Source organism: Streptosporangium sp. NPDC001681 (assembly GCF_040298085.1).
Classification (GTDB): domain Bacteria; phylum Actinomycetota; class Actinomycetes; order Streptosporangiales; family Streptosporangiaceae; genus Streptosporangium.
The window spans coordinates 1-4587 of record NZ_JBEOZN010000261.1; the positions used below are offsets into that span (position 1 = coordinate 1).

At 69.9% G+C, this 4587-nt stretch carries 3 protein-coding genes and 1 pseudogene; all 4 read left to right on the top strand.

The annotated features are described in order from the left end of the window. Positions 1–399 (top strand): annotated as a pseudogene (locus tag ABT130_RS47025) (hypothetical protein); the annotation flags it as partial. Continuing rightward, complete coding sequence (locus tag ABT130_RS47030) at positions 396–716, top strand: protealysin inhibitor emfourin (RefSeq protein ID WP_350925363.1); 321 nt, start codon at positions 396–398, stop codon at positions 714–716. The pseudogene ABT130_RS47025 and the gene ABT130_RS47030, both read left to right, overlap by 4 nt. A gap of 546 nt (positions 717–1262) precedes the next feature. Then, a complete protein-coding gene (locus ABT130_RS47035) occupies positions 1263–2987 on the top strand; it encodes a S8 family serine peptidase (RefSeq protein WP_350966414.1) in 1725 nt (574 codons plus the stop codon). 243 nt (positions 2988–3230) lie between these two features. Further along, positions 3231–4571 (top strand): transposase, encoded by a 1341-nt coding sequence (locus ABT130_RS47040; RefSeq protein ID WP_350966415.1) that lies wholly within the window; start codon positions 3231–3233, stop codon positions 4569–4571. The last annotated feature ends 16 nt before the right edge of the window (positions 4572–4587 follow it).

Here is a 4587-nt window from a genome sequence, read left to right on the forward strand (position 1 = left end):
CTGGAATGCGTCACCGCCTGGCCCTCGACGGTCCTGGTGGTCAAGGCGACCGGGCGCGGCACCTACGCCCGCACCCGCACCGACCGCTACGGCTTCCCCCGGCTGCGGCTGCCCCGGACCAAGCAGGTCAAGGGGTTCGCCACCGGCGATCTGGTCCGCGCCGTCGTACCGAGCGGCAAGAAGGCCGGGGTCCACCTCGGCCGTGTCGCGGTCCGCTCCACCGGCAGTTTCAACATCGCCACCCGGCACGACACCGTGCAGGGCATCGGCCACCGCCACATCCACCTGCTCCAGCGAGCCGACGGCTACGGCTACACCACCCACCCAGAAACACGGCACCGTGCCGCGTTTCCTCCCCCGCCTGAAGGCGGGGGTCTCCACGCTGGAGGTATCCGATGAAGGTGTCGATCGTCCGGGGTGGCGGCATCGCCGGTCTGGTCACGACCACCACGGTCGACTCGGCGTCGCTGGCGCCGCAGCAGGTCGCCGAGCTGCGCTCCAGGGTGGAGCGGGCCGGGCTGTCCGATGCACCGGAGCGCTCCGGTGCCTCCGGCGGGCAGCCCGACCGCTTCGACTACGAGCTGACCGTCGAGGACGGCGGCCGGGCGCACACGGTGCGCGCCGGTGAGGGCGACCTTTCCGGCCCGCTCCGCGCGCTCATCTCGTACGTGACCTCGCTGCCGGGCAGGCAGGAGCGGGTCGGCCCGCCCGGCTGACCCCGCTCGGGTGCCGGAGGGAGTGTCACGCCGAGCGGGTGCGACCCGTTCCGGTGATGTCCGGACGGGCCGCACCGCAGAGTCGCCACCGGAATGCAGGCCAGTGCTCAGGCCTTCAGACCGAGGGAAGGCCAGGGAGTCGACCGGCTTGGACACGGCGATCTTGGGTGGGAAGTTCACCAGCAGGTAGACGTGGCCGTCTGCGCCGTTCTCGTCCGGCGATCTGCCTGCGCCGGAGACCCCGGCCGCATGGAAGGCCGCGCGGGTCGCGAATCGGATTCCGCACCGAATTCCGCCACCGATGATGCCTCATCCATTTTTGAATGGGTTTCACGGAGTGAAACTCCATGCCCTCGTTGGTTTTGGAGCGGGAATCCCCGCGTGGAGGTTCGGTGATGGCATGATTCGCCGATGTGTGCAGGTCGCAGCGGCAGCGGGATTTGTGGCGTTTGTTGGATCAATTTCGGCAAATGGCTATGCGCCCGGATTGCCGGTGCGGGTGAAGTCGCATTTGCGGGGGGTCTTTTGACGATATTGGAGGTAAATGTGAAACGGGTCATCATCGCCGTGGCCGTCACCGCCCTCGCGGCAGCCGCGCCGATGCCCCGGGCGCAGGCCCGGCGGGCGATCGCCGAACCGGGTGCGGAGGTCGAGTACGTCGTGCTGTACACCGAGGGCGCGCGTCCCGCCGACGCCCAGCGGGTCATCAGGGCGGCGGGCGGAAGCATCCTCAAGGAGAACGCCGCGGTCGGCGTCGCCACCGTCACGACAAGGAACAGCCGCTTCGCCGAGGCGGTGCGCGACGCCGACGCGATCGACGACATCGCCCACAACCGGTCCATCGGCCGCGTGCCCACGACCGCCAGGGGAGTCGCGGGCCGCCCGGCGGTTCAGGCCAGGGCGGTGGAGAAGGCCGGTGACGGCGCCCCCGCCGCCTCCACTTTCGGCGGGGCCGCCCCCACCGCGGAACCGCTGTCGGAGCTGCAGTGGGACATGAAGCAGATCCACGCGACGGTGGACGGCTCCTACCGGCACCAGCAGGGCGACCCGGGCGTGCTGGTCGGTGTCATCGACACCGGCGTGGACGGCTCCCACCCCGACATCGCGCCGAACTTCAACCGCGAGCTGAGCCGCAACTTCACCGTCGACATCCCCGTCGACGCCGACGGCAACGAGGTCGACGGCCCGTGCGCGGCCGAACCGGACCACTCCTGTAACGACCCGGCGGACGTCGACGAGAACGACCACGGCACGCACGTGGCGTCGTCGATCGCCTCGCCGGTCAACGGGCTCGGCATGTCGGGCGTGGCCCCCAAGGTCTCGATCGTGAACCTGCGGGCCGGGCAGGACTCCGGCTTCTTCTTCCTGCAGCCCAGCGTCGACGCGCTGACCTACGCCGCCGACATCGGCGTCGATGTGGTCAACATGAGCTACTACATCGACCCGTGGCTGTTCAACTGCGTCGACAACCCGGCGGACTCCCCGGCCGAGCGGCTGGAGCAGGCCACGATCATCAAGGCCGCCCAGCGGGCGCTCACCTACGCCTACAACAGGGGCGTGACCCTGGTGTCCGCGGCGGGCAACGGCGCCACCGACTACACCAAGGAGCTCGCCGACGGCTCCAGTCCCGACTTCGTCGGCTCCCCCGGCGAGCTGCCCCGCCCGCGCACGATCCCGCCGAGCTGCGTCTCCATGCCCAGCGAGGGCAGGCACGTGATCTCGGTCTCCTCGACCGGGGTCAGCGGGCGCAAGGCGTACTACTCCGACTACGGCGACGGTCACGTCGACGTGGCCGCCCCGGGGGGTGACGTCTACGACACCGGGGACGGCACCCGCGACGTCACCAGGGCGACGCTGGCGGCCTACCCCGAGGCGCTGGCCAGGCGACGCGGTCAGCTCAACCCCGACGGCACGCCCAACGTCACCAGCGTGGTCCGCAGCTGCCGGGGCGAGGTCTGCGCCTACTACCAGTATCTTCAGGGCACCTCGATGGCCTCGCCGCGCGCCGCCGGGGTGGCCGCGCTGATCGTCGCCAAGTTCGGCCGGCCCGACCGGGTGCACGGCGGCAAGACGCTGCATCCCGCCGTCGTGGAGATGGTGCTCAAGGGCACCGCGACCAGGACGGCCTGCCCCGTCCCGGCCGCCCACACCTACACCAGGCATCTGCCGGACGGCGGCACGGCGACCGCGACGCACACGTGCGAGGGAGGCGGTCCGCGTAACGGCTTCTACGGCTACGGGATCGTCGACGCCCTGCGGGCGGTGCGCTGACCCGAACCCGGTGTCCGGCCCCCGCGGCGGCCGGACACCGGGCCGGCCCCGCCCCGCGTGGAGACACTGTTGGCGAAGTAGATCAAAAAGCAGCGGCCCCATGATCACATCCGTGATCATGGGGCCGCTATCGTTTTTCCTGCTCGCGGATGGAGTCGTGGGTGTCGCTGCGTTCGACAGGTCCTGACCAGATTCCGGCGGCCACCTTGGCGGTGGCGCGCGCCGGCCTTCCCGAAGGGGAGCATGGCGATCCGGATCCGGGACGAGCTGGGTGTCCTGTTCCAGGATGAGGACTTTGCTGTGGCGTTCTCCACACGTGGCCGCCCTGCCCTGTCCCCCGCGCGGCTGGCACTGGTGTCAATCTTGCAGTTCGGCGAGGGGTTGTCGGACCGGCAGGCGGCCGAGGCCGTGCGAGCCCGGATCGACTGGAAATACGCGCTCGGGTTGGAGCTCACCGACTCCGGCTTCGACTACTCGGTGCTGAGCGAGTTCCGAGCTCGCCTGCTTGCGGGCGGACTCGAGCAGCGGCTGCTGGAACTGGTCCTGGACCGTGCCGTGACGGCCGGCCTACTGCGATCCGGCGGTCGGCAACGTACCGACTCCACGCACGTGCTCACGGCCGTGCGCACCATGAATCGGCTGGAACAGGTGCATGAGACCGTGCGCGCCGCGCTCAACGCGCTCGCGGCCGCCGCGCCCGACTGGCTCTGCGCCCAAGCCGAACCCGGATGGTTCGATCGCTACGAAGTCAGGGCCGAGGACTACCGGCTCCCCAAGAACAGGACCGAACGCATCCAGCTCGGCCACGAGATCGGCGCCGACGGGACCGGCGTACTGCACGCCGTCCACTCCGAAACCGCACCGCGATGGCTTCGCGACATCCCGGCGGTCCAGACCCTGCGCCACATTTGGATCCAGCAGTACGTCACCGTCGACGATCGACTCCGCTGGCGGACCCCGGAGGAACAGCCCCCCTCCACGATTCGCCAGATCTCACCCTACGAAGCCGACGCGCGATCAGGAACCAAACTCGAGTCCCACTGGGACGGCTACAAGGTCCATCTCACCGAGACCTGCGACATCAGCACCCGGTACACCATCCTGCGCTACTTCAGCGTCTACGGCGATCCGCAGGTGCCGAAGCCGGCCTCGCACTCCTGGATGGTGGCGTGTCTGGCCATGGGCGCACACCTGGGGTTGCCGCTGCAGTTGCACGGCGGCGGACACCAGGTGCGGGACATGGTGCACGTGGACGACGTCGCCAAGGCCACCGTCTTGGCGCTGGCCGCCCCGGGAGCGGCTGGCCAGACCATCAACGTCGGCACCGGTGTCGCGACCTCGGTCAGGCAGATCGCTGAGCGCATCGCCTCCCACTACCCCTCTGCGCAGTTGGTGAACACTCCGCGCCCGGATGGGGATCCGCTTGGCGGCTACGCCGCAACGGCCCGCAGCCGTGACCTGCTCGGCTGGCAGCCGAGCATCACCGTGCGCGACGGCATCGACCGCTACGTCGCCTGGCTGCAGGCCAACCCTCAGGCGATCCCGGAGTGGATGCGGGCCGCCGCGGTTCCCGCCGTCGCCTGACACACCACCGCGCGAA